The sequence below is a fragment of the Herbaspirillum sp. WGmk3 genome, assembly GCF_023952535.1.
In the GTDB taxonomy this organism is placed as follows: Bacteria; Pseudomonadota; Gammaproteobacteria; order Burkholderiales; family Burkholderiaceae_D; genus Herbaspirillum; species Herbaspirillum huttiense.
The window spans coordinates 1,051,405-1,077,452 of sequence record NZ_JAKYWT010000001.1 but is presented as its reverse complement, the minus strand read 5'-3'; the positions used below and the strand labels follow the sequence as shown (position 1 = coordinate 1,077,452).

General features: G+C 62.7%; 18 protein-coding genes, 1 other RNA gene and 1 pseudogene. 15 read left to right on the top strand and 5 right to left on the bottom strand.

What is annotated here, in order from left to right:
* Positions 1-209: 209 nt before the first annotated feature.
* From ssrA to ompA, 5 genes are all read right to left on the bottom strand, one after another.
* Positions 210-590, bottom strand: a transfer-messenger RNA (tmRNA) gene (ssrA, locus tag MKD49_RS04720).
* 182 nt (positions 591-772) lie between these two features.
* Positions 773-4,177: a DUF748 domain-containing protein gene (locus tag MKD49_RS04715; protein WP_252695595.1), complete on the bottom strand. Its 3,405-nt coding sequence runs from the start codon at positions 4,175-4,177 to the stop codon at positions 773-775.
* A 195-nt stretch (positions 4,178-4,372) separates the two neighbouring features.
* Entirely contained in the window at positions 4,373-5,029 is a 657-nt protein-coding gene (locus MKD49_RS04710) for an HAD-IA family hydrolase (protein ID WP_209534222.1), read from the bottom strand.
* Positions 5,030-5,113: 84 nt separating this feature from the next.
* Positions 5,114-5,830, bottom strand: coding sequence for a bifunctional 2-polyprenyl-6-hydroxyphenol methylase/3-demethylubiquinol 3-O-methyltransferase UbiG (gene ubiG, locus MKD49_RS04705; RefSeq protein ID WP_252695594.1), 717 nt, complete (start codon positions 5,828-5,830; stop codon positions 5,114-5,116).
* Positions 5,831-6,000: 170 nt separating this feature from the next.
* Entirely contained in the window at positions 6,001-6,615 is a 615-nt protein-coding gene (gene ompA, locus MKD49_RS04700; protein ID WP_006462111.1) for an outer membrane protein OmpA, read from the bottom strand.
* Positions 6,616-7,359: 744 nt separating this feature from the next.
* Here ompA and gyrA point away from each other — a divergent pair.
* The 15 genes and pseudogenes from gyrA to MKD49_RS04625 all read left to right on the top strand — a co-directional run bounded on the left by gyrA (position 7,360) and on the right by MKD49_RS04625 (position 25,978).
* Positions 7,360-10,005, top strand: a complete 2,646-nt coding sequence (gene gyrA / locus MKD49_RS04695) for a DNA gyrase subunit A (RefSeq protein WP_134223183.1) — start codon at positions 7,360-7,362, stop codon at positions 10,003-10,005.
* A 58-nt stretch (positions 10,006-10,063) separates the two neighbouring features.
* Entirely contained in the window at positions 10,064-11,176 is a 1,113-nt protein-coding gene (gene serC / locus MKD49_RS04690) for a 3-phosphoserine/phosphohydroxythreonine transaminase (protein ID WP_039787311.1), read from the top strand.
* A 131-nt stretch (positions 11,177-11,307) separates the two neighbouring features.
* A complete protein-coding gene (pheA, locus tag MKD49_RS04685) occupies positions 11,308-12,381 on the top strand; it encodes a prephenate dehydratase (protein WP_121043536.1) in 1,074 nt (357 codons plus the stop codon).
* A 39-nt stretch (positions 12,382-12,420) separates the two neighbouring features.
* Positions 12,421-13,308 (top strand): prephenate dehydrogenase, encoded by an 888-nt coding sequence (locus MKD49_RS04680; protein ID WP_134136662.1) that lies wholly within the window; start codon positions 12,421-12,423, stop codon positions 13,306-13,308.
* A gap of 81 nt (positions 13,309-13,389) precedes the next feature.
* A complete protein-coding gene (gene aroA, locus MKD49_RS04675; protein WP_252695593.1) occupies positions 13,390-14,721 on the top strand; it encodes a 3-phosphoshikimate 1-carboxyvinyltransferase in 1,332 nt (443 codons plus the stop codon).
* Positions 14,722-14,779: 58 nt separating this feature from the next.
* On the top strand, positions 14,780-15,448 hold the full coding sequence (gene cmk / locus MKD49_RS04670; RefSeq protein WP_034332767.1) for a (d)CMP kinase: 669 nt from the start codon (positions 14,780-14,782) through the stop codon (positions 15,446-15,448).
* Between the two features lie 216 nt (positions 15,449-15,664).
* The gene (gene rpsA / locus MKD49_RS04665) at positions 15,665-17,380 is read left to right on the top strand and encodes a 30S ribosomal protein S1 (RefSeq protein WP_008331552.1); all 1,716 of its coding nucleotides are present in this window, start codon (positions 15,665-15,667) and stop codon (positions 17,378-17,380) included.
* 13 nt (positions 17,381-17,393) lie between these two features.
* The gene (locus MKD49_RS04660; RefSeq protein ID WP_006462119.1) at positions 17,394-17,699 is read left to right on the top strand and encodes an integration host factor subunit beta; all 306 of its coding nucleotides are present in this window, start codon (positions 17,394-17,396) and stop codon (positions 17,697-17,699) included.
* A gap of 366 nt (positions 17,700-18,065) precedes the next feature.
* Complete coding sequence (locus tag MKD49_RS04655; RefSeq protein ID WP_034332766.1) at positions 18,066-18,392, top strand: lipopolysaccharide assembly LapA domain-containing protein; 327 nt, start codon at positions 18,066-18,068, stop codon at positions 18,390-18,392.
* Positions 18,393-18,408: 16 nt separating this feature from the next.
* On the top strand, positions 18,409-19,584 hold the full coding sequence (lapB, locus tag MKD49_RS04650; RefSeq protein ID WP_034332765.1) for a lipopolysaccharide assembly protein LapB: 1,176 nt from the start codon (positions 18,409-18,411) through the stop codon (positions 19,582-19,584).
* A gap of 36 nt (positions 19,585-19,620) precedes the next feature.
* On the top strand, positions 19,621-21,000 hold the full coding sequence (locus MKD49_RS04645) for a UDP-glucose/GDP-mannose dehydrogenase family protein (protein ID WP_204725920.1): 1,380 nt from the start codon (positions 19,621-19,623) through the stop codon (positions 20,998-21,000).
* A gap of 36 nt (positions 21,001-21,036) precedes the next feature.
* A complete protein-coding gene (gene rfaE1, locus MKD49_RS04640; RefSeq protein ID WP_276843677.1) occupies positions 21,037-21,972 on the top strand; it encodes a D-glycero-beta-D-manno-heptose-7-phosphate kinase in 936 nt (311 codons plus the stop codon).
* Between the two features lie 134 nt (positions 21,973-22,106).
* The gene (locus MKD49_RS04635) at positions 22,107-22,526 is read left to right on the top strand and encodes a helix-hairpin-helix domain-containing protein (RefSeq protein ID WP_252695592.1); all 420 of its coding nucleotides are present in this window, start codon (positions 22,107-22,109) and stop codon (positions 22,524-22,526) included.
* Between the two features lie 195 nt (positions 22,527-22,721).
* Positions 22,722-23,695, top strand: a pseudogene (locus MKD49_RS04630) (diguanylate cyclase).
* A gap of 96 nt (positions 23,696-23,791) precedes the next feature.
* On the top strand, positions 23,792-25,978 hold the full coding sequence (locus MKD49_RS04625; protein ID WP_252695591.1) for a DNA polymerase III subunit gamma/tau: 2,187 nt from the start codon (positions 23,792-23,794) through the stop codon (positions 25,976-25,978).
* Positions 25,979-26,048: the final 70 nt, after the last annotated feature.

Here is a 26,048-nt window from a genome sequence, read left to right as displayed (position 1 = left end):
TTTTGTGCCTGATTCTCTAACAATTTTTGACATGCTCGATCCAAATTGGGCCGCTACAGTTCAAGAGATTGTTCATTCAGCAAGATCAGGAGGGGGGTACCCGTCCGGGATTCGGCATCGTCAAGACGGCAAGTCCATGCAATCGCTGAGGACAGAAAGACAAAACCACCAGGAACCGGCGTGATGCCGATTGCTGATGGTCGTGATGTTGGTGGAGCCGGCGGGAATTGAACCCGCGTCCAGAAGCACTCTACAGACAGTTCTACATGCGTAGTGCAGTCAATTGGTTTTAACCCTGGCGACGCGGACGCACACGCTTCGACAGGACGAGTTACCTTGGATTTAATGACGTATGAAGTAACCCCATACGCCACGATTCCCTGTAAATGACTCTACCGCTGTTGCCAGCACACCCCAGGGAAGAAGTGCTGTAGAGCTAGAAGTTTCTTAGGTTTCTAGGTGCGATTTACGCTGCGAGAGCGTAAGATTCGTCGTTTGCATTTAAGCAGTTCCGGATGGATTAACGAGGTAACCAGTCCTCGGCATGCCCTGTTCCGCTTTGCAACCCCTGTCGAAACCAAGTCGGCCCCGTGGTGTTGAAGCTTCGCAAATCCCGCTGGGCGCGTGAACTTGCGTATTACGCTTGCCTCTCTCCGAGTCTCTTCAAGAGGCGCCCGCTTGTTCGGCGGGAGGTGAATTATAACCTACTCCCTACTGTATGGGCAGCGTATGGCTTTTCAAGAGCCGCGCCGCCCGCTGGCGCATCGCCTGCTCACTGGATGGTCAGCTCGACCCGCGCCTTCGGTTCCTTTTCAGGAATGCCCGCGCCATCCAGCTTGGGTGCGATCAGGAAGATGCGCGCCGGATCGATCACGCTCTGTTCCTGCAAATAATTTCGCACCTGGTCGGCCCGGCGCTGGGCCAGGTTGCGCAAGTCATCCTTGGTCACCTCGGTGTGATCGAGGATCAGCTTTTCCATCTCGGCTTCGGGCAGGCTCTTGCTCAGGCCGATCATGTTGCGCGGCTTGTCGAACTTGGCATCCTTGTAGACGCGCTCCAGGTACTGGGCGCGCTCGGCCGCGCTCACGCGCACCGGGCCGTCCGGCTGGCCTTCCTTGGCGATCAGGTCGGCACGCTTGAGGCTGCGCATGGCACGTTCCAGCGCTTCGCGGCGCAGGCCCTGGTCATCGACCTGGGGATCGACGCGACCGGTGATGTCGAGCTTGATGCCCGGACGCTCATGCAGCGCGTAACCCAGCGCATCCAGTTTCTTGCGCACCTCGTCGGTGACTTCCGAGGAGCCCGGCGAGAACTCGATGTAGCGCAGCTCGCCAATGTGCTCGTCCGCGCGGAACATCGATCCGATCAGCGCGAAGGGCGAGGTGACGGCCTTGACGATCAGGTTCACGAATACCCGCACGATGATGCCGCCGACCGAAAACTCCGGATCCGACAGCGAGCCCGAAATCGGCAGGTTCAGGTTGATGTTGCCATCGCGGTCCTTCAGCAGCGACACCGCCAGCATCACCGGCAGATTGGTGGCATCCGGGCTGTCCACGCGTTCGCCGAAGCTCAGCTGTTCAATGCGCAAATCGTTTTGGGCCACCAGCTTGTCGTTCTCGATCTTGTATTGCACATCCATCGAGAGCTTGCCCTTGGTGATCGGATAGCCGGCGTACTTGGCCGAGTAGGGCGTCAGGCGCGGCAGCTGCACACCGTTGGCGCTGGCCTTGAGATCCAGGTACATGGGCTTGAAGAGCGGATTGAGCGAGCCCGAGATCTGCAGGGGAGCATCATTGTCGATCTTGCCGCTGATGTTGACCGGTGCCGATTGCGGTTTCTCCGAAGAGATCTGCCCGATGCTGCCGGACAGTCCCGTCATGTTGGCGGTGTAGTTGGGTTTGACGAAGTTGTCGGTGTAGTTGATGTTGCCGCCTGCCAGCACCACCTGGCCGACTCGCACGATGGGCGCATCGGCGGGCGCGGTCGCGGGCGTGACCGGGGTGGCGGACACGGTCTTGCGCGAGCTTCCCGTGTTGGCAGGCTTGTCGGTTTTCTTGCTGTCGTCCGTGATCGAGCCCTGTTCCTGCGCATCAGCCACCACGATGTCCTGCAAGTTCAGGCGGCCCTTGTCGGAAAGGATGGCGCGGGCGTAGAAGTTGGACAGCGTCACCTTCTCCAGCGCCACTTGCGGACGTCCGCCCAGCTTGGCCTGGATGCCGGCCAGTTCCAGCGTCCGCCAGCGCAGGAAGTCGGTGGAGGTCTGCTTGTCCTGCATGCGCAGGTTGGTGATGGCGGCGCTGCCCTTGTAGTCCAGCGCCAGCTTGCGATCGTCCAGCGGGGGCGTCAGCTCCAGCTTGCCCTTGGCGCTGGCCAGGCCGCTGCTGATGGTGACATTGAGCACATCGGTGAAATAGTGCTGGAAGGGCGTGATGGGCAGATCCTTCACCTCCAGATCCAGCGCCACGCTCCTGAAATGCGCTGCCGCCTGCCCGGCCAGATCGGCGCTGCCGTTCTTGTCGAAGCGCGCCTGCAGCTTGAAGGGGATGGCCTGGTCCAGCGTATCGGTGAGCGTGGGTGCCTGCAGCGAGAGCGATTCCAGCGCCAGCGGCTGTGCGCCCTTGCCCGGGGGCGTCAAGCGCAGGTCGGCCAGTTGTACCTTGCTGTCGTCGAGCTTGAGATGGCCGTCACGCAGCTGCAGTGTGGTCTGCCCGGAGAGTTTGCCGGCTACGCCGCTGATGGGGGCGCGTGACAGGTAATTCTGGTAGCCGGCGAGGTCGATGTTCTCCAGCGTGATCTTGCCTGCCACGCCGGGTTTGAGCGGCTGCAGCTGGCCGTCGAAGGCCAGCTTGCCATGGCCGTTTTCCACCGCCGACAGGGCCAGGTGCGCGGGCTTGGCATCAGCGGCGGTAGAGAGCTGGGTGGCGTTGATGTCGATCTTGCTCAGCTTGATCGCTTGGGCGGGCGTCGCATTGGCTTCGTCGCGCCAGTTCACTTCTCCGCCGCGCACGGTCAGTTGTTGCAGCACGATGGGGGGCGCCGGCTGGGGTGCGCTGGCCGCAGGAGCGGGGACATCCTTCTTCGCGGTACCTGCGCTGTTCTTGCCGCCGGCACTGCCGCCACCGGCCAGCGCGCGCTGCCAGTTGATCTCGCCGCGTGCATTCATGCTGGCCCAGACTTGCGGCTGCTCCAGCGTGAGCTGGGTCAGTTCGCCGCTGGCGGCCAGTAGGTCAAATTGCTTCACCTGCAGCGCTACCGACTTGGCTTTGAGCAGCGGCGCGCGGGCCTTGTCCTGCAGAGCGATGTCATCCAGGCGCACATCGCCGGCCAGGGTGACGGTGGGCCTGTCGTCCTTGCGGGTAAAACCCAGATCCAGCTTGGTGCTCAGCTTGGCACTCTGGATGACGACCGGTAATTCGGCAGGGACGAAGGGCAGGTAGCCCACCAGGTCGAGCTGGTCGATATCGATGGCGAAGGCCGATTCCTGTGTCGAGGCGAAGGGTTTGCTGCGGCCCTTCAGGTGCAGCGGCGTACCGTTGATGGTGGCCGACAGTTGCGGCTGCACGAAGCTGTCAATGTTGCCCGGCAGGTTGGAGATGAAGGGCAGGCCCACCTGCAGCGCGGCGATGTCGATGTTCTTGCCGCTGACCTTGTCCTCGAAGCGGATCTGTCCATCCTGCAGTTGCACGTTGGCCAGCGAGAAGCGCGCCTGGCCTTCGCTCTTGGGCTGCGCGGCCAGGCGATCAAGGATGTCGGAGAAGTTGTAATGGCCGCTGCCCTCGGTATCTACCCGCACCACGTGCAATTGCGGCGTACTCAGCCTGATCTCGTCCAGCACCGGTGCCAGGCGCAGCAGCGAGGCGGCCGAGAGGTCGGCCAGCAAGCCCTTGGCGCTGAAGAAGGGCTGCGTGCCATCGGCTTCATAGAGTGTGATGTCGGAGGCGCGCAGGGCCAGCTTGAAGGGGTTGAAGGCGATCTCGCCGATTTCCAGCTTGCGGCCGATCTGGGCCTGGGTCTGGTCGACGGCGATCTTGCGCACCAGAGCAGGCAGGGCGGCCCAGCTCAACGCGGCCAGGACCAGCAGGACGGCCAGCGTCCAGCCGGCCCAGCGCAGCGGGCGTCTCATTCGTTGCCAGGCGAGGTGCTGGGTGAGTGAGGCGCGGTCCGGCTTGCTCATGACGGTTTCCCTTGTCGGTGCCGGTCCGTCCTGGGGCGATGCCTGCGCAGGTGGCCGGTTCTGGTTGTGATGGTGTGTGGTGCTGCGGCGTGCGCCGGGTTGTCGCCATTCTAATGCGAGGCGACATGGCACTGCTAGGAGGGAAATGGCGCGCTCAAGTTTCCTTGCGCGCGCCAGCAAAGGCGGGAAAGCGGATCAGTCCAGCAGGGTCAGGATGTCCAGCGGTGCATGCAGCAGCGCATCGGCCTGCCACGCAGCCGGTTCGGTATGGCCGCAATAGCCCCAGGCGGCGGCAATGGTCGGCATGTTGGCGGCGCGCCCGGCCTGGATGTCGCGCAGGTCGTCGCCGACGTACCAGCAATCCTCGGGGGGCAGCCCCAGGCGCTTGGCAGCTTCCAGCAATGGCGCGGGATGCGGCTTGGGATGCGGGGTGGTGTCGCCGGAGACGATGCATCCGGCATGGCCCAGCCCGATCTGCGGGGCCAGCACGTCGGTGAAGCGTGCCGCCTTGTTGGTGACGATACCCCAGGCGATGCCGCGCGCTTCCAGTTGCGCCAGCAGTTCCGGGATGCCGTCGAAGAGGCCGCTGTGGGTCGTCATGTTGGCCTGGTAGCGGTCCAGGAAAAGTACGCGCAAGTCTTCATATTCCGCATCGCCCGGATGGATGCCCAGTGCCGCACCGATGAGCCCGCGGGCACCGGCCGAGGCGACCGGACGCAAACTTTCATAGGGGGCATTTTCCAGGCCCCTTTGCTGGCGCAGGTAGTTGGCGGCGGCCGCCAGGTCGGGGGCAGTGTCGGCGAGCGTGCCGTCGAGGTCGAACAGGATCGCGCGGGGAGGGCGGAGTGGCATGGGCTTCAGGATGGCAGGAAGAAAAGCGCCGCAGCGGACAGCTGCGGCGAGGGGAACGAACCGGCGAGGCGCGAGCGAGGCGGCTCAGCCCAGCTTGGTACAGGCCACCAGGTAGTTCACGCTGGTGTCGTCGTTGAGCGAATAGATCTTGGTCAGCGGGTTGTAGCCCATGCCCTTGAAACCATCGATCTGCAAACCGGCTTCGCGCGTGTAGTGCGCCAGCTCGGCCGGGGTGATGAACTTGGCATAGTCATGCGTGCCCTTGGGCAGCAGCCGCAGCACGTATTCGGCACCGATGATGGCCATGACGTAGGACTTCATGTTGCGGTTCAGCGTGGAGAAGAAGAGCTTGCCGCCCGGCTTGGCCAGATTGGACGCAGCGCGCACGATGGCGGCCGGATCGGGGACGTGTTCCAGCATCTCCATGCAGGTCACGACGTCGTACTGGCCGGCTTCACGCGCGGCCATGTCTTCGGCGGCGATCTTTTCGTAGCGCACCTGCACGCCGGATTCCATGCTGTGCAGGTCGGCCACTTTCAGGGCCTTGTCGGAGAGGTCGATGCCGGTGACGTCGGCCCCTTTCTTGGCCATCGATTCCGCCAGGATGCCGCCACCGCAGCCGATGTCGATCACCTTCTTGCCGGCCAGCGGGGCGCGGGCGTTGATCCACTCCAGGCGCAGCGGGTTGATTTCGTGCAGGGGACGGAATTCGGAACCCGGGTCCCACCAGCGATGGGCCAGTTCACTGAATTTCTGGATCTCTTGGGGATCGGCGTTCATGGTCGCATTGGTCGTGTTCATGGGGCCTAATGATAGCCCAATCCGACGCAGCGGGTAGCCTGCGCCAGGTCAAGATGCGCCGCAATGAAGGGGCAAGTGCTTGCAAAAGCCTGCATGACCAGCAAATGAAACAGGAATAAAAAAACCCCGCCGAAGCGGGGTTTTCATAACAGCCTTGTAGCAGCAATCGATTACTTGCGGGTACCCACAACTTCGATTTCCACGCGACGGTTCTTGGCGCGGCCAGCAGCGGTCTTGTTGTCAGCGACCGGTTGCGACTTGCCCTTGCCTTCGGTGTAGACGCGGTTGGCTTCAACGCCCTTCGAGACCAGGTAGGCCTTGACGGACTCAGCACGGCGAACCGACAGCTTCTGGTTGTAGGCGACGGAGCCGATCGAGTCGGTGTGGCCGACGGCGATGATGACTTCCAGGTTGATCGCCTTCAGGTTGCCAACCAGTTCATCCAGCTTGGCCTTGCCAGCCGGCTTCAGGGTTGCCTTGTCGAAATCGAAGAAGGCGTCAGCAGCGTAGGTGACCTTTTCCGAGGTCGGGGCAGCGACAGGAGCAGGAGCCGGAGCAGGAGCAGCAGCGGCAACCGGAGCCGGTGCGGGCGGTTCTTCGCACGGACCGTTCACGTAAGCGGTTTGCCAGCACAGACCGTAACCGCTGCGGGTCACGACGTCACGGCCATCTTGCAGGTACAGGCTGCCGGGACGAACCTTGATGTCCTTGGTTTCCTGAGCGGTGGCAGACAGTGCGATGGCTGCGGACGCAGCAGCGAAGACGAGTTTTGCTAATTTGTTCATGTTTCTCCTCTCGGGTGAGATATCCGCAGATAAACTGCGCTACAAGATTACGACATCAAAAAAATGAATAATATCATGTGTTCAGGTCGTCACAGGCCCTTGTTCCATGGGGCTAGTAATGAACTTAGCCGCCATTCTGCCACACGGATTGACCTTCAGCGATGCTTGCCAATTGGTCCAGACAACGTTTTTGGGACTGTGTTGTTTCTTCGCAACGCGATATTTTCGGGCCGTTTTTGTTCCTTTAAGGCTGAAAAAAGCCGGATTTTTTAAAGAAAATCCTTATATTTCATACAGTTCGCGCATTTTCACTCGGGCAAGTAGTTGCCATTTTCTCCGCAGCATCGCGATTCCCGGTCCCTCCGAATTCTCCTGATGGCGTGCACCGGGAAAGTGAGTTTCGGAAAATTTTCCCCAAATTGGTCATTTGACAGCAACCTGCGGCGGAGAAACATTCGATGCCGGGCGGCAATGCCGGTCGCTGAGTTCGGGCGCTCTAATATATATAGGCGTTCGGACCTGGCATTTCGTCGCTCCCAGGCGCTGGGAGGAGCTTTGCGGCGCTTGCGGTGATGTCCGGCACCGGGCCGGGTGTCCTCGCGAAGCATGCCGTTGCAGGGTCATTGAGGGCGTTTGACGGGCTTTTGACCCTCCTGGCGTGCTAGAATGCGCTGTTCTGATCAGTCCAAGGGCCACGCCCGCCCGGCACGATTTTCTGGCCGGGAAACATCTTTCGACTCTCCAATGGATCAATTCGCTAAAGAAACCATCCCCATTTCCCTCGAAGAAGAGATGCGCAAGAGTTACCTCGATTACGCCATGAGCGTGATCGTGGGTCGGGCACTGCCGGATGTGCGCGATGGCTTGAAGCCGGTGCACCGCCGCGTGCTGTATGCGATGCACGAGATGAACAACGTCTGGAATCGCCCGTTCGTGAAGTGCGCGCGCGTGGTCGGTGAAGTCATGGGTAAATACCACCCGCACGGCGACGCCTCCATCTACGACACCCTGGTGCGTATGGCCCAGGACTTCTCGCTGCGCTACACCCTGGTCGACGGCCAGGGCAACTTCGGTTCCATCGACGGCGACGGCGCTGCGGCGATGCGTTACACCGAGTGCCGCCTGGACAAGATCTCCAACGAATTGCTGGCCGATATCGAGAAGGAAACCGTCGATTTCGTGCCCAACTACGACGGCAAGGAAAAGGAACCCTCGGTCCTGCCGACGCGAATCCCCAACCTGCTGGTCAACGGCTCCTCCGGCATCGCCGTGGGCATGGCCACCAACATCCCGCCGCACAACATCACCGAAGTGATCAACGGCGCGCTGCACCTGCTGGCCAATGAACACTGCACCATCGATGAACTGATCGAACTGGTCCCGGCACCGGACTTCCCGACCGGCGGCATCATCTATGGCGTCTCGGGCGTGCGCGATGGTTACCGCACCGGCCGTGGCCGCGTGGTCATGCGCGCCAAGACCCACTTCGAAGAGTATGGCCGCGAAGGCCGTATCGCCATCATCGTCGATGAGCTGCCCTACCAGGTCAACAAGAAGGCACTGCTGGAACGCATCGCCGAGCTGGTGCGCGACAAGAAGCTCGAAGGCATTTCCGACCTGCGCGACGAATCCGACAAGTCGGGCATGCGCGTGGTCATCGAACTCAAGCGCGGCGAAGTGCCTGAAGTGGTGCTCAACAACCTCTACAAGCAGACCCAGCTGCAAGACACCTTCGGCATGAACATGGTGGCGCTGGTCGATGGCCAGCCGCGCCTCTTGAACCTGAAGCAACTGCTGGAATGCTTCCTGTCGCACCGTCGCGAAGTGGTCACCCGCCGCACCGTGTTCGAACTGCGCAAGGCGCGCGAACGCGGCCACGTGCTCGAAGGCCTGGCCGTTGCACTGGCCAACATCGATGACTTCATCGCCATCATCCGCGCCGCACCGACCCCGCCGATCGCCAAGGCAGAACTGATGACGCGCGCCTGGGATTCGTCCATGGTGCGCGAGATGCTGGCCCGCACTGGCGAAGGCAATCCGGGCGGCATCGAAGCCTTCCGTCCGGAAAGCCTGCCGGCCCATTACGGCATCCAGTCCGACGGCCTCTACAAGCTCTCCGACGAACAGGCGCAGGAAATCCTGCAGATGCGTCTGCAACGCCTGACCGGTCTGGAGCAGGACAAGATCGTCAATGAATACAAGGACGTGATGGCGCAGATCGCCGACCTGCTGGATATCCTCTCCAAGCCGGCCCGCGTCACCGCCATCATCACCGACGAACTCAACGCCGCCCGCAATGACTACGGCATCGGTGCCAAGGACGAGCGCCGCTCCACCATCGAGCACAACGCCACCGACCTGGCCACCGAAGACCTGATCACCCCGCAGGACATGGTGGTGACGCTGTCGCACACCGGCTACATGAAGTCGCAGCCGGTCTCCGAGTATCGCGCGCAGAAGCGCGGCGGCCGCGGCAAGCAGGCCATGGCGACCAAGGATGACGACTGGATCGACCAGCTCTTCATCGCCAATACGCACGACTACATCCTGTGCTTCTCCAACCGTGGCCGCCTGTACTGGCTGAAGGTCTGGGAAGTGCCGCAGGGTTCGCGCAATTCGCGCGGCAAGCCCATCGTCAACATGTTCCCGCTGCAGGATGGCGAGAAGATCACGGTGATCCTGCCGGTGTCGGGTGCCAATCGCAGCTTCCCGGATGACCGCTATGTCTTCATGGCGACCAGCCTCGGCACGGTCAAGAAGACCCCGCTGTCGGACTTCTCCAACCCGCGCAAGGCCGGCATCATCGCCGTGGACCTGGACGAAGGCGACTTCCTGATTGGTGCCGCCCTGACCGATGGCGCGCATGACGTGATGCTGTTCTCCGACGGCGGCAAGGCCGTGCGTTTCGATGAAAACGATGTGCGCCCGATGGGCCGTACCGCCCGTGGCGTGCGCGGCATGAATCTGGAAGAAACCCAGCAAGTCATCGCCCTGCTGGTGGCCGAGAACGAACAGCAGTCCGTGCTCACCGCCACCGAAAACGGCTTCGGCAAGCGTACCCCGATCACCGAGTACACCCGTCACGGCCGTGGCACCAAGGGCATGATCGCCATCCAGACCAGCGAGCGCAACGGCAAGGTCGTGGCCGCCACGCTGGTCGATTCCAGCGATGAGATCATGCTCATCACCACCGGCGGCGTGCTGATCCGCACCCGTGTCTCGGAGATCCGCGAGATGGGCCGCGCGACCCAGGGCGTGACCCTGATCGCAGTGGAAGACGGCACCAAGCTGTCGGGCCTGCAGCGCGTGGTCGAGTCCGATGTGGAAGACGTGATCGAAGGCGAAGGCGCAGAGGCGGCCGGCGGCGAAGCACCAGCCGCAGGCGAGTAAAGCAAGTCCAGGGCGGCGGGCCGCGTGCCCGCCGTCTTTTTTGATGGCGAACGCAGACATGGTTTATAACTTTTCCGCCGGTCCGGCGGTATTGCCCAAGGAAGTGCTGCAACAGGCAGCCGACGAGATGCTGGACTGGCATGGCAGTGGCATGTCGGTCATGGAGATGAGCCATCGCGGCAAGGAATACATGTCCATCATCGAAGCCGCGCTGGCTGATGTGCGCGCGCTGATGAACATCCCTTCCAACTACAAGGTGCTGTTCCTGCAGGGCGGGGCCATCGCCGAGAACGCCATCATCCCGATGAACCTGGCGGCGCTGCGTTCGCCGGCAGGCAAGCATGAAGCCGGTGTGGCCGACTACATCAACACCGGTTCCTGGTCGACCAAGTCGATCAAGGAAGCGGGGCGCTACTGCAGCGTGAACGTGGCAGCCTCCTCGGCTGATCACAAGTTTTCCAGCATCCCGGCACGTGCCGACTGGAAGCTCTCGCGCAATGCCGCCTACGTGCACATCTGCAGCAACGAGACCATCGACGGCGTCGAATACCAATATACGCCCGAGGTCGCCGCCGACACCGATGGTGCACCGCTGGTGGCCGACATGTCCTCGCACATCCTCTCGCGCGAGGTGGATGTCTCGCAATACGGCGTCATCTATGGTGGCGCCCAGAAGAATATCGGCCCGGCCGGCGTGACCATCGTCATCGTGCGCGAAGACCTGCTGGGTCACGCGCTGCCGTTCTGTCCCTCGGCCTTCGACTGGAAGATCGTGGCCGACAACGATTCCATGTACAACACCCCGCCGACCTACGCGATCTACATCGCCGGCCTGGTGTTCCAGTGGATCAAGCGCCAGGGTGGCGTGGCCGCGCTGGAAGCGCGCAACATCGCCAAGGCCGAGCTGCTCTACGGCTACCTGGACAGCACCGATTTCTACAGCAACCGGATCGCAGCGGACTGCCGTTCCCGCATGAACGTGCCGTTCTTCCTGCGCGACGATGCGCTCAATGACACTTTCCTGGCCGGCGCCAAAGAGCGCGGCCTGCTGCAGCTGAAAGGCCACAAGTCGGTCGGCGGCATGCGTGCATCGATTTACAACGCGATGCCGATCGAGGGCGTACAGGCTCTCGTCGATTATCTGAAAGACTTCGAACAGCAGCACGGCTGAGGCCGCATCTGGCCGGGCGTATCATCGCCCGCGCAGTGCTGGCCGTGGCCGTGCGCCAAGCCAACGCCATGCCCGGTGCGCCGCCGGCCGCTCGTAGCGCCCGTGCGCCGTGCAGAACCTGAAAGAGCAAGATGAGTGACGACAAGTTGCTGCCCCTGCGCCAGAAGATCGATGCCATCGATGCGCAGATCCTCGACCTGCTGAACCAGCGCGCCCGTGTCGCGCAGGAAGTGGGCCACGTCAAGGCCGAGACCAATGCCCCGGTGTTTCGTCCCGAGCGCGAAGCGCAGGTCCTGCGCCGCGCCGCCGACCGCAATCCCGGCCCCTTGCTGGGCACCGATATCCAGACCATTTTCCGTGAAGTGATGTCGGCCTGCCGTGCGCTGGAAAAGCGTGTGGTGGTGGCCTATCTCGGCCCCGAAGGCACCTTCAGCGAACAGGCCGTGTACCAGCAGTTCGGCCATGCCATCGAGGGCTTGCCCTGCGTGTCCATCGATGAAGTGTTCCGCGATGCCGAAGCCGGTACCGCCGATTTCGGTGTGGTGCCCATCGAGAATTCATCCGAAGGCGTGATCAACCGCACGCTCGATCTGCTGCTGCAGACCACGCTGACCATCAGCGGTGAAGTGGCGATCCCTGTGCATCACAGCCTGATGACCGCCAGCGGCAACATGGAAGGCATCACCCGCATCTGCGCGCATTCGCAGGCCCTCGCCCAGTGCAATGCGTGGCTCAATCAGAACTATCCTGCCATCGAACGCCAGGCGGTGGCCTCCAACGCCGAGGCCGCGCGCATGGCAGGTGAAGACAAGAGCGTGGCGGCCATTGCCGGTGAAATCGCGGGCCAGAAGTACAACCTGCAGACGGTCAACGCCCACATCCAGGACGATCCGCACAACCGCACTCGCTTTGCGGTGATCGGCCGCCTGCGCACGGCACCGTCGGGGCGCGACCAGACTTCCATCGTGCTGTCGGTGCCCAACAAGGCCGGAGCGGTCTACAACCTGCTGGCACCGCTGGCGCGGCATGGCGTGTCGATGACGCGCTTCGAGTCGCGTCCGGCCCGCATGGGCGCGTGGGAATATTATTTCTACGTCGACCTCGAAGGTCATGAGCAGGATGAGAAGGTCGCCAAGGCGCTCGAAGAGCTGCGCCAGAACGCCGCCTTCTTCAAGCTGCTGGGCTCCTATCCGCTGGGCCTGTGAGCGCCTGCCGTCCCGCCATTCTTCAAGGCTGAGTTCAACGTGTTCAAGAAAGTCGTCATCTTCGGTGTGGGTCTGATCGGCGGCTCGTTCGCCCTGGCGCTGCGCCGTGCCGGCCAGGCCGCGCACATCGTCGGCGTGGGCCGCTCGCTGGCCAGCCTCGAGCGAGCGCGCGAGCTGGGCATCATCGATGCCATTGCCACCGATGCGGCCGCCGCCGTTACCGGTGCCGATCTGATCCTGGTGGCCGCGCCAGTGGCGCAGACCGAAGCCATCCTCGCTTCCATCAAGCCGCATCTGGAGGCCCGGGCCATCGTCACCGATGCCGGCAGTACCAAGAGCGATGTGGTGGCCGCCGCCCGCAAGGCGATGGGGGAGCGTATTGCGCAGTTCGTCCCGGCGCATCCGATTGCGGGCCGTGAAAAACATGGTCCGGAAGCCGCGCTGGCCGAATTGTATGAAGGCAAGAAAGTGGTCATCACCGCCTTGCCCGAGAACAGCGAGTCCGATGTCGAAACCGTGGCCGCCGCCTGGCGCGCTTGTGGTGCGATCATCCATCGCCTCTCGCCGCAGGAGCATGACGCGGTGTTCGCTTCGGTGAGCCATTTGCCGCACGTGCTGGCCTTTGCGCTGGTGGATGACATCGCCGCCAAGCCGCATGCCGGGACCCTGTTTCAGTATGCCGCCAGCGGTTTCCGCGATTTCACCCGCATTGCTGCCTCCTCGCCCGAGATGTGGCGCGACATCACGCTGGCCAACCGTGATGCCTTGCTCACCGAGGTCGATGCCTATCTGGTGCAATTGCAGGGCATACGCGCGATGATTGCCGACAGCGACGGCGCGGGCCTCGAAAAGATCTATGCCAACGCCCAGCATGCCCGCCAGCAATGGGCGGCCGCCATCGAGGCGGCCGAGCGCAAGGCCAACTGAACATTCTTTCTTGGCCACATCGTCAAAGCCGCCTGGGCGGCCCGATTCCATCACCGCATCATCCACAGAAAAGCAAGCAAGATGAAACAGCCTTCCTACCCCCGCCATATCGACCTGAACCCGGTCCCGCACGTGCAAGGCACGGTCAAGCTGCCGGGCTCCAAGAGCATCTCCAACCGCATCCTGCTGCTGGCGGCGCTCTCGGGCGGCACCACCCGCATCTTCGACCTGCTGGCTTCCGACGATACGCTGGTCATGCTGATGGCCCTGCAGACCCTGGGGGTGAAGTGGGAGCAGATCGAAGGTACCCAGGATTACATCGTCCATGGCGTCAACGGCGTGCTGCCGGTGCACCAGGCTGATCTCTTCATGGGCAATGCCGGTACCGCCATCCGTCCGCTGACGGCGGCCCTGGCCGTGCTGGGGGGCGACTACACTCTGCATGGCGTGCCGCGCATGCACGAGCGGCCGATTGGCGACCTGGTGGATGCCTTGAATGCCGTGGGCATGCGCATCGAGTACACCGGCAATCCCGGCTACCCGCCGCTGCATATCCGCCGTGGCCAGCTGACATCGGCGCGCATGAAGGTGCGCGGCAACGTCTCCAGCCAGTTCCTGACGGCCTTGCTGATGGCCGCGCCCCTGATGGCGCGTGAGGAGGTCATGCAGATCGAGGTGGTCGGTGAACTCATCTCCAAGCCTTACATCGAGATCACCCTGAACCTGATGCGCCGCTTCGGCGTCGAGGTCGAGCGCGACGGCTGGCAACAGTTCACCGTCAAGCCGGGCCAGCATTACCGCAGCCCCGGCAGCATCCACGTCGAGGGCGATGCGTCGTCGGCCTCCTACTTCCTGGCCGCCGGTGCCATCACCGGCGGCCCGATCCGGGTCGAGGGCGTGGGCCGCGACAGCATCCAGGGCGACGTGCGCTTCGTCGAAGCGCTGGAGCAGATGGGCGCGACCATCACCATGGGCGAGAACTGGATCGAGGCCTCCTCCAATGGCCCGCTCAAGGCCATCGATGCCGACTTCAACCACATTCCGGATGCAGCGATGACCATCGCCGTGGCGGCGCTCTACGCCGACGGTCCCAGCACCCTGCGCAACATCGCCAGCTGGCGCGTCAAGGAAACCGACCGTCTTTCGGCCATGGCGACCGAGTTGCGCAAGCTGGGTGCGCAGGTGGAAGAGGGCGCTGATTACCTCACGGTGATCCCCCCGGCCGAGATCGGTACGGCCGCCATCGATACCTATGACGACCATCGCATGGCCATGTGCTTCTCGCTGGCGGCGCTGGATGGTGCATTGCGGCGCGGCAACCGTATTCGCATCAACGACCCCAAGTGCGTGGCCAAGACCTTCCCCGATTATTTTGACGTTTTCAAAAAGATTGCCGAGCAAACCTTGATCTGATACACCCTGTCTCTGAAAGTAAAAGCACTAAATTATTCACAGATAAAGGGTTCAGGCCATGGAAAAAGCAAAGATACCGGTCATCACCATCGATGGCCCGACCGCCTCCGGCAAGGGCACCGTGGCGCAGAAGGTGGCGCGGCAACTGGGTTTCCATTACCTGGATTCGGGCGCGCTGTACCGCCTGACGGCGCTGTCCGTGCTGCGCCGCGGCGTAGCCCTGGATGACGAACACGCCCTGGCCAAGGCGGCCGAGCACCTGCACTGTCATTTCGATGGCGGCCACATCTTCCTGGCCAATGAAGACGTGACCCAGGCCATCCGCGCCGAAGAGGTCGGCAATACCGCCTCCAAGATCGCGGCCCTGATCACCGTGCGCCAGGCCTTGTACGGCCTGCAGTTGTCATTCAGGAAACCTCCCGGCCTGGTGGCCGACGGCCGCGACATGGGCACCGTCATCTTCCCCGGTGCCCGTCTGAAGGTGTTTTTGACCGCCAGTGTGGAAGCTCGCGCTACAAGACGCTATAAGCAATTGATTGACAAGGGTTTTTCTGCTAATATCGAAGACCTCTCCAGAGATTTGAAGGAGCGCGACGAACGCGACATGAATCGCTCGTCGGCCCCCTTGAAGGCTGCGGAGGGTGCATATCACCTGGATACATCCGACATGACCGCTGACGAAGCGGTGCAGCAGGTACTCAGCTGGTACGCTGCCCTGGGACACTGAAATCCGTTGCAATCCGCTTGAAACGGCCCGTTCAGTACCCATCATGGGCAAGTCCTTGTTGTACCCGTAGTGCCATTGGTGCCCGGCAGATGCAAAGTCTGACGGGTGTTGATAAACCTAACCCAGTACCCATGTCGTCGGCGGCAACGAAGACGGCAGTGCAAGTCAGCCTGATTGCATCACACGGATACCGGCCAATCTTTCTTACTTTCTTTTATGTCTACCACTACCGTTATCGCTGCAGGTGTTGATACCTCCAGCGAATTTGCTGCTCTGTTCGAAGAATCGCTGTCGCGTCAGGACATGCGTTCGGGTGAAGTCATCTCGGCAGAAGTCGTGCGCCTGGATCACAACTTCGTGATCGTCAACGCCGGCCTGAAGTCCGAAGCGTTCATCCCTGTTGAAGAATTCAAGAACGACAACGGCGAAGTCGAAGTCAACGTCGGCGACTTCATCTCCGTTGCGATCGAATCCCTGGAAAACGGTTTCGGCGACACCATCCTGTCGCGCGACAAGGCCAAGCGTCTGGCATCGTGGCTCTCGCTGGAAAAGGCGATGGAGTCCGGCGAGATCGTCACCGGTACCGTCAATGGCAAGGTCAAGGGCGGCCTGACCGTTCTGACCAACGGCATCCGTGCCTTCCTGCCGGGTTCGCTGGTCGACACCCGTCCGGTCAAGGACACCACCCCGTTCGAAGGCAAGACCCTGGAATTCAAGGTCATCAAGCTGGACCGCAAGCGCAACAACGTCGTTCTGTCGCGCCGTGCCGTGATCGAAGCCTCGATGGGCGAAGAGCGCGCCAAGCTGATGGAAACCCTGAAGGAAGGCACCGTCGTCACCGGTATCGTCAAGAACATCACCGACTACGGTGCGTTCGTTGACCTGGGTGGCATCGACGGCCTGCTGCACATCACCGACCTGGCATGGCGTCGCGTACGTCACCCGTCGGAAGTGCTGTCGGTTGGCCAAGAGATCACCGCCAAGGTCCTCAAGTACGATCAAGAGAAGAACCGCGTCTCCCTGGGCGTCAAGCAACTGGGCGACGATCCGTGGACCGGCCTGTCGCGTCGCTACCCGCAAGGCACCCGCCTGTTCGGCAAGGTCACCAACCTGACCGACTACGGTGCATTCGTGGAAGTCGAACAAGGCATCGAAGGCCTGGTGCACGTCTCCGAAATGGACTGGACCAACAAGAACGTGGCCCCGAACAAGGTTGTCCAGCTGGGCGACGAAGTCGAAGTCATGGTTCTGGAAATCGACGAAGAGCGTCGTCGTATCTCCCTGGGCATGAAGCAGTGCAAGCCGAACCCGTGGGACGACTTCGCCATGAGCCACAAGAAGGGCGACAAGGTCAAGGGTTCGATCAAGTCGATCACCGACTTCGGCGTGTTCATCGGCCTGCCGGGCAACATCGACGGCCTGGTGCACCTGTCCGACCTGTCCTGGACCGAAGCTGGCGAAGAAGCCGTGCGCAAGTTCAAGAAGGGCGACGAGCTGGAAGCCGTTGTGCTGGCCATCGACGTGGAACGCGAGCGCGTCTCCCTGGGCGTGAAGCAACTGGAAGGCGACCCGTTCAACAACTTCGCAGCCCTGAACGACAAGGGTGCGATCGTGACCGGTACCGTCAAGTCGGTTGAGCCCAAGGGCGCCGTGATCCAGCTGACCGACGAAGTCGAAGGCTACCTGCGCGCTTCCGAAATCTCCCGCGACCGCGTGGAAGATGCCGGTACCCACCTGAAGGTTGGCGACGCCGTCGAAGCCCTGGTCATCAACATCGACCGCAAGGCTCGCAGCATCCAGCTGTCGATCAAGGCCAAGGACAACGCCGAGACCCAGGAAGCCATGCAGAAGATGTCGGCTGACTCCAACGCTGCTTCGGGCACCACCAGCCTGGGCGCGCTGCTGAAGGCCAAGCTCGACAACAAGAACTGATCTTCCGGTCACGATGACAAAGTCGGAGCTGATCGCCCGTCTGGCTGAGCGTTATCCGCAACTTGTTGCCAAGGATGCGGATTACGCGGTCAAAACCATCCTCGATGCCATGGTCGACGCGCTCGCGACCGGCCAGCGCATCGAGATCCGTGGCTTTGGCAGCTTCGCGCTCAACCGCCGTCCGCCGCGTATCGGCCGCAATCCCAAGTCCGGCGACAAGGTGATGGTCCCTGAAAAACGGGTCCCCCACTTCAAGCCGGGCAAGGAATTGCGCGAACGCGTCGATGCGATGGTCGGCCAGCCAATCCGCGAGGATTGACCCGGCTGGGCCTGTGACCAGGCAGTTCTTGCGGTGCGCAGATGAAGTTTTCTGCGCCCGCGAGCAGTAAGAATGGTTGAAAGCTGCACACTCGCGCACCGCGAGGTGAACGGGTGTAAAGGCAGATCAACAAAATGAACGGCATCTTTGGATGCCGTTTTTTTTCACGTACAATCCCGATTTACCCTGGATTGACCGGGAATGCGCGCGAAATCGACGCGATTTTTCCGGCCAGCGCAATAATGCCGCGGACCGGCACCGCCCTCGCGCATCGCCCTTATCGTCATGGGTGTTGCGCATCGCTTGCCGGCGAGCTTGGCCTTCGGGCCTCCGGGCTAACCACGACCCGCCAGAAAGGATTACGCCATGAAAATACTGTCCCGATTGATCGCGGCCATCCTGTTCGTGTTCTTCTTTTTCTTCGCCCTGCGCAATACCCAGGAAGTGACCATGCATTTCTTCCTCGGTTATGAACGCACCGACCCGCTGGTACTGGTGCTGCTGGCCTTCTTCGTGATCGGCGCGATCCTGGGCGTGCTGGCCATGGTGCCGCTGGTGATGCGCCACCGCCGCGAAGCCTCGCGTTACAGGAAAGCCCTGTCGCAAGTCCAGAAGCAGCAGGAAGAGATCGCCCAGGTGCAGGCCCAGCCGCCGCAGCCTGACAGCGTGATCACCGCGCAGCACATCCTCTAATTGCCCCTCACTGTTTATGGAATTTGAATTTTGGTGGTTGCTCGGCATCCCGGTCTTCTTCGGCCTGGGGTGGATTGCCGCGCGGGTGGATATCAACCAGTTGCTGTCCGAGTCGCGCACACTGCCGCGCGGCTACTTCAAGGGGCTCAACTTCCTCCTGAACGAGCAACCCGACAAGGCCATCGACGCCTTCATCGAAATCGTCAAGCTGGATCCCGAGACGGTGGAACTGCACTTCGCCCTGGGCAACCTGTTCCGCCGCCGCGGCGAGACCGAGCGCGCCATCCGCGTGCACCAGAACCTGCTGGCGCGTCCCGACCTGCCGGCCGAGCACCAGGGCCATGCGCTCTATGAACTGGGCCAGGATTACCTGAAGGCGGGCTTGCTGGACCGCGCTGAAGAAACCTTCAACAAGCTCATCGACACCCCCTACAGCGCCCAGGCCGGCCGCGCCCTGCTGGAGATCTACCAGCGCGAGAAGGAATGGGAGCGCGCCATCTCCGCCGCCGAAATCCTGCAAGCCACGGGTGCCGGCGGCCGCCAGCGCGAGATTGCCCAGTTCTACTGCGAACTGGCCGCTGATGAACTGGTGCGCACCAACACCGATGCTGCCATGGCCCTGCTGGACAAGGCCCTGGCCGCCGACCGCAAGAGCGTACGCGCCACCATGCTGATCGGCGATGCGCTGCGCGCGCGCGGCGACATCGAAGGCGCGCTGGAAACCTGGCGTCGGGTCGAGCACCAGAGCGTGCCGCACACCGCCCTGGTGGCGCAGCGCCTGATGGATGGCTACATCGCCGTCGGTCGCCCGCAGGAGGGCATCAACCTGCTGCGCGCCTACCTGGCGGAAGCCCCGTCGATCGATCTGCTGGAAGTGGTCTTCAAGGCCGTGCTGGACGCCGACGGCATCGATGCCGCCAATGTGCTGGTGAGCGACGAACTGCGCCGTACGCCGACCCTGCTGGGCCTGGACAAGTTCCTGGAAGCGCGCATGATGAGCGCGCCCCAGACCGTGCGCCCCGAGCTGGCCGTGGTCAAGACCCTGGTGCACGGCTATACGCAGAAGCTGGCGCGCTACCAGTGCAGCCATTGCGGCTTCAAGGCGCGCCAGTTCTACTGGCAATGCCCGGGCTGCAGCCAGTGGGAAACGTACCCGCCGCGCCGCACTGAAGAATTGAATGTCATGAATTGAGGCCCTCGCGGGCCGTACTTGAACTCTGGATCTACCATGAAAATCACCATCATCGGCACCGGCTACGTAGGCCTGGTGACCGGGGCCTGCCTGGCCGAACTGGGTAACGACGTGTTCTGCCTGGACGTTGACCAGCGCAAGGTCGACATCCTCAACAACGGCGGCATTCCCATCCACGAACCTGGCCTGGAAGAAGTGGTGGCCCGCAATCGCGCTGCCGGTCGTCTGCACTTCTCCACCGATGTGGCAGCCAGCGTGGCCCATGGTGACATTCAGTTCATCGCCGTCGGCACCCCGCCGGATGAAGATGGTTCGGCGGACCTGCAATACGTGCTGGCGGCGGCCCGCAACATCGGCCGCCATATGGAAGGTTTCAAGGTCGTGGTCGACAAGTCCACCGTGCCGGTCGGAACTGCCGACCGCGTCACGGCAGCAATCAGGGAGGAGCTGGCCGAGCGTGGCAAGACTGAACTGAGCTTCTCGGTCGTCTCCAATCCGGAATTCCTGAAGGAAGGCGCGGCCGTCGAAGACTTCATGCGTCCTGACCGCATCGTCATCGGCCATGACCAGACCGCCGAAGGCCTGCGTGCGCAGACCCTCATGAAGAAGCTCTACGCACCCTTCAACCGCAATCACGAACGCACCTACTGGATGGACGTCCGCTCGGCCGAGTTCACCAAGTATGCGGCCAATGCCATGCTGGCCACGCGCATTTCCTTCATGAATGAACTGGCCAACCTGGCCGATCGCGTCGGTGCCGACATCGAATCCGTGCGCCACGGCATCGGCTCCGATCCGCGCATCGGCCACAGTTTCCTGTACGCCGGCTGCGGCTATGGTGGCTCCTGCTTCCCCAAGGATGTGCAGGCGCTGGAACGCACTGCGCGGGACTATGACCAGTCGCTTCTGATCCTGCGGGCCGTGGAGCAGGTCAACGACCTGCAGAAACACGTGCTGGGCAAGAAGGTCGTGACGCGCTTCGGCGAAGACCTCGCCGGCAAGCATTTCGCCATCTGGGGGCTGGCCTTCAAGCCCAATACCGACGACATGCGCGAGGCCTCTTCGCGCGTGCTGATCGGCGAACTGGTGCGCCGTGGTGCCAGCGTGGCGGTCTATGATCCGGTCGCCATGAAGGAAGCTGCGCGCGTGCTGGAACTGGACTTCGCCGACGAGTCCGACCGTCTGCAGCAGATCCGCTTTGCGGCTTCGCCGATGGATACCCTGCAGGGTGCCGATGCACTGGCCATCGTTACCGAATGGAAGGCTTTCCGCAGCCCCGATTTCGAACGCGTCAAGGCAGCGCTGAAGCATCCGGTGATCTTCGACGGCCGCAACCTGTTCGATCCGCAGCTGATGGCCGACAGCGGCATCGAGTACTACGGCATCGGCCGTTCTCTCCAAGCCCGCGCGCAGTAAGCTGCCGCGCCCCTGAACCTGAAGACGGACAAGATCGTGGACAAGAACATCGCGGCAGCCTGGGATTCCGCCCGCATCCTCATCGTGGGCGACGTCATGCTGGACCGCTACTGGTTCGGCGAAGTCAATCGCATCTCGCCGGAAGCCCCGGTACCGGTGGTGCGCGTGGAGCGCAAGGAAGAGCGCCTGGGCGGTGCCGCCAACGTGGCCCGCAATACCGCCAGCCTGGGTGCGCAGACGGCGCTGCTGGGCGTGACCGGCGACGATGAACCGGCGCGCGTGATGGAGAGCATGCTGGGCGAGATGGGCATTCGCAGCCATCTCAACCGCGATCCTGGCATTTCCACCATCGTCAAGCTGCGCGTGATCGGCCGCCAGCAGCAGCTGGTGCGCATCGATTTTGAAGAAGCGCCTACCGATACGGTGTTGCGCGACAAGCTCACGCAATTCAATTCACTGGTGGCCGATTACGATGTGATCATCTTTTCCGATTACGCCAAGGGCGGCCTGGTCAACGTTGCCGAGATGATCGCGACGGCCAGCAAGCTCGGCAAGCGTATCCTGGTCGATCCCAAGGGCGATGATTTCGCGCGCTATGCCGGGGCCTCCGTGCTCACGCCCAACAAGTCGGAACTGGTGCGCATCGTCGGCCAATGGAAGAACGAGGAAGACCTCACCGCACGCGCCCAGAAGCTGCGTGCCGAACTCAACCTGGAAGCGCTGCTGCTGACCCGCTCGGAAGAGGGCATGAGCCTGTATCGCGAGGGCGAGGTCACGCACTTCCCGACCATGGCGCGTGAAGTCTTTGACGTCTCCGGTGCCGGCGATACCGTCATCGGTACGTTGGCCGTGATGCTGGGCGCAGGTGCGTCGCTGGTCGATGCGGTGACCATGGCCAATCGTGCCGGCGGCATCGTGGTCGGCAAGCTGGGCACGGCCACCGTCACGCGCGAGGAGTTGCTGGCGGCCTGATTTGAGGACTGTTTCTAGCGGAATTTCGGTCAACAGGCGGGTTCGGTTTTCGTTGAGCAAGGGCAGTCCATTTTCCGGTGGACTGCCCTTTGTTTTTTCCTCCAACCGAACGTTGAAAGTCGAAAGGACACATCATGTTGAAGAAAACCCTGCTATTCATCCTCAGCTTCTTCGCCGCCACCGCCCTGGCCTGGGCCGAGGTGGACGTCAACAAGGCCGACCAGGCCGCCCTGGATGGGGTGCGCGGCATCGGACCCTCGATGTCCAAACGCATCCTGGAAGAGCGCCAGAAGGGCGGTGCCTTCAAGGACTGGGCCGATCTGGAGAAGCGCGTCAAGGGCATCAAGGACAAGGCGGCCGTGAAGTTGTCCGCCAATGGCCTGACCGTCAACGGCCAGGCCAAGGCGGGAGCCGCTGCACCGGCCGCCAAGGAAGGTAAAGCCTCACGCGCTGAGAACAAGGGCAAGGAGGGCGCGGCCAAGTCCGGCAAGAGCGACGACAAGACGGCAGAGAAGAGCGCTGACAAGGCCCAGGACAAGGCCGGCGGCAAGTGATGCAAAGGCAGGCCAGGGAGTTGGGGAGCCTGTCGTTTCCGGCGGTGCAAGCGTCAACGAAAGTCGGTTCTCACTATTCATATTGGTATATGCAATTGTGAACAACTATTTCTTGTTTCTGCAAAAATTTGGGGTTAAAGTCGTCCGAAGCCTGTCGTTAACGTCGGCAACAACGTCCATTCTGCGCTGATGACCATGAGAATCGCCGAGCTACCCGCCAATGAAGCCGCCCGTATCGACGCCCTGCATTCGCTGCGCATCCTCGATACGCCCCGCGAAGAGCGATTTGACAGGCTGACGCGCCTGGCGCGGCGACTGTTCGACGTGCCGATGGCGGTGGTGACCATGATCGACGTCAACCGGCAGTGGTTCAAATCCTGCGTGGGCATGGGCGACGCCTCGGAAACCTCACGCGACATTTCTTTCTGCGCTCATGCCATCCTGCATGAAGGCATGACCATCGTGCCCGATGCCAAACTGGATGAGCGTTTTGCCGAAAATCCACAGGTCACCGGCGAACCCTTCATCCGTTTCTACGCGGGCTGCCCCATCCGCAGTGAAAGCGGGTTCACTCTGGGAACCCTTTGCCTGGTCGATCTCAAGCCGCGCGCCTTCGATGCGGATGAACAGGCCCTGCTCAAGGATCTGGCCGCCATGGTGGAACAGGAGCTGGCCGCGGTGAAACTGGCCACCATCGACGACCTGACCGGTGTCTCCAACCGGCGCGGCTTCGAGGCGCTGGCGCGGCACGCCATGGCCACCACAGCAAGCGCACCGGGCGCCCGGCCTGCATGCTGGGATTCGACCTGAATCACTTCAAGCAGATCAACGATCGCTTCGGCCATGCCGCCGGCGACCTGGCGCTGGCCGATTTTGCCGGCCTGCTGCTGACGACCTTGCGCGAGTCCGATGTCGTCGGCCGCCTGGGCGGGGATGAATTCGCGGTGTTCCTGACCAATACCGCCGAGACCGATGTGCCGGTGGTCCTGTCGCATCTGCAGAAGGCCGTACAGGCGTTCAACCAGAACGGTGGGCGCGAGTACCAGCTGGATTACTGCGTCGGCGTGGCCCAGTACGATGCGGCCAGCCATGCCGATCTGTCAGACCTGATGGGCAGCGCGGACCACGCCATGTATCAGCGCAAGAAGGCGCGCAGCGCCCCGGCTTGAAGGGACGGCAGCGCAGTGGATGCAGGCAAAGGCGTTGGCGGCGGCGAAATAGCTTAAAATGCCCCCCTGAGCCAAAAAGCCCACAGCAGCCACTCCATGTCCTATCAAGTTCTCGCCCGTAAATACCGTCCCCGCAGCTTCGACACCCTGGTCGGCCAGGAACACGTCGTGCGCGCGCTGACGCACGCGCTCGAACAGCAGCGGCTGCACCACGCCTATCTCTTCACCGGGACCCGCGGCGTGGGCAAGACCACGCTCTCGCGCATCCTGGCCAAGTCGCTCAACTGCGTCGGCCCTGATGGCACCGGCGGCATCACCGCTGCACCCTGCGGCGTGTGCGAAGCCTGTGTGGCGATCGATGCCGGCCGCTTCGTCGACTACATCGAAATGGATGCCGCCTCCAACCGTGGCGTGGACGAGATGGCGCAGTTGCTGGAGCAGGCCATCTATGCACCGTCGAATGCACGCTTCAAGGTCTACATGATCGACGAAGTGCACATGCTCACCAACCACGCCTTCAACGCCATGTTGAAGACGCTGGAAGAGCCGCCGGAGCACATCAAGTTCATCCTGGCCACCACCGATCCGCAAAAGATTCCCGTGACCGTGCTGTCGCGCTGCCTGCAGTTCAACCTCAAGCAGATGCCGCCCGGCCACATCATCGGCCACCTCGACAACATCCTGAACCAGGAAGGCATCGAATTCGATCCGCCCGCGCTGCGCCTGCTGGCGCAAGGGGCCTCGGGTTCCATGCGCGATGCGCTGTCGCTGACCGACCAGGCCATCGCCTATGCCGCCGGCAAGGTCACCCTGGAAGCGGTGCAGGGCATGCTGGGTGCGCTGGACCAGTCCTACCTGATCCGCGTCCTCGATGCGCTGGCGGTGCAGGATGGTGCCGCCTTGCTGGGTGTGGCCGATGACATGGCCACCCGCAGCCTGTCGTACAACGCCGCCCTGCAGGACCTGGGCACGCTGCTGCACCAGATTGCACTGGCGCAGGCAGTGCCGGCGGCGCTGGCCGATGACCTGCCCAATCGTGAAGATATCCTGCGCCTGTCCGCTCAGTTCAGTCCGGAACATGTGCAGTTGTTCTACCAGATCGCCGTCCACGGCCGCAATGAACTGGGCCTGGCCCCCGATGAATATGCAGGTTTCAGCATGACGCTCCTGCGCATGCTGGCCTTCCGCCCGGTCAGTTCCAGCGCGAGCGGTCCGGTACCGGCAGCGCCCGCGCCGGGTGGTGCTCGTCCGGCCACGCCGCGCCAGGCTGCCCCGTTGCTGGCGCCGCAGGCGGCCGTGACCAGTGCGCCGGTCAGCCGCGCGCAACCGGCCGCTGTATCCGCTGCTGCGCCGGCCGCACCGGCGTCAGCGCCTGCCCCAAGCCCGATGGCAGCAGCGGCGCCCGCACCAGCAGCACCGATGCCTGCAGCCCCCGCAGCCCCCGCGGCTCCGACATCCGCCCGTGAAGCTGCACTGATGGCCTTGCGTGGTGGCAAGGGCGGCAAGGGCGCTGCCCGACCCGCCGCGGCTACGCCAGCCCCGGCACCCTCAGCGGTCCCGGCAGCAGCTGCGCCGATGGCCAGCGCGCCGGCCGCCGCTCCAGCTGCCGCAGCGGCACCGGCTCCCAAGGCTGTCCGTGCCGCCTCCGCCATGCCGCCGGACATGCCGGAACCGCCGCCGTTCGATTCCATCCCGCCCTGGGAAGATGACACCGGTGCGTCCGCCATGCCGCCGTCCGCCCCCATGCCGGAGTTCGCGGAGCAACGCATGCAGGCTGCTCCCGCCGCTGCCCCAGCGCCAGCCGCACCGGCCTCCGCAGAACCCCCCGCGCCCCAGCGCCCGGCCGCCACGCCCGCACAGCAGCAGGAAACCGCGCGCATCGCCGCCGAACTGGGCTGGGATGGCCACTGGCCGACGCTGGCTGCCAGCCTCACCACGCTGCGCGGCGTGGCGCACCAGATGGCATTTCAGAGTGAACTGGTACGCTGTGAAGCGCTCAATGGAGGCAATGTGTGCTTCCATCTGCGTATCCCGCTGGAAACCTTGCGCTCCTCGGGCAGTATCGAAAAACTGATCGCCGCCCTGTCCGAGCGTTTCGGCAAGGAAATCCGCGTCGAGACCGAGATCGGTGCCGTCTCCGATACCGCCAACGCGGTGGCCGAGGCCGAACGGGCCGAGCGCCAGCGCAAGGCCGAACAGAAGATGAAGAGCGATCCCTTCGTGATGAGCATGATGCGCGAGTTCGGTGCCACCATCGTGCCGGGGTCGATCCAGGCGTTGTGAGACGTGCACGGCGCTGCTGGCGAGATTGCCGGCCGCCGAGCCAAACGCGATAGAATTCCGTGAATTGAAA